General features: G+C 45.3%; 1 rRNA gene. It reads left to right on the forward strand.

The window, feature by feature from the left end:
* Positions 1–120: 120 nt before the first annotated feature.
* Positions 121–614: ribosomal RNA gene (locus ABD744_RS16360) — 23S ribosomal RNA — on the forward strand; the annotation flags it as partial.

Genomic DNA, 614 nt, shown 5'->3' on the forward strand with positions numbered 1-614 from the left:
TTAACCGCTCTTTAAAAATTAGGACAGAGATTGTAATACGAGTAATAAATCAAGCGTATTTATATCCGGTGATCGTTAATCAGTCATTGAATACCTAATCCAAACTATTTTGGGTTATATAGTCAAGTGACTAAGCGCACACGGTGGATGCCTTGGCAGTTAGAGGCGATGAAAGACGTTGTAGCCTGCGATAAGCTTCGGGGAGTCGGCAAACAGACTTTGATCCGGAGATTTCTGAATGGGGAAACCCACCCGATGTAAGTCGGGTATCTTACACTGAATACATAGGTGTAAGAGGCGAACCGGGGGAACTGAAACATCTAAGTACCCCGAGGAAAAGAAATCAATTGAGATTCCGTCAGTAGCGGCGAGCGAACGCGGATTAGCCCTTAAGTAAGATTGTAGTTAGTGGAATCTTCTGGAAAGTAGAGCGATACAGGGTGATAGCCCCGTACACGAAAACTTATATCTTATGAAATCGAGTAGGTCGGGACACGTGGTATCTTGACTGAACATGGGGGGACCATCCTCCAAGGCTAAATACTCCTAACTGACCGATAGTGAACCAGTACCGTGAGGGAAAGGCGAAAAGAACCCCTGTGAGGGGAGTGAAA

Source organism: Litoribacillus peritrichatus, assembly GCF_039537985.1.
Taxonomy (GTDB): Bacteria; Pseudomonadota; Gammaproteobacteria; order Pseudomonadales; family Litoribrevibacteraceae; genus Litoribacillus; species Litoribacillus peritrichatus.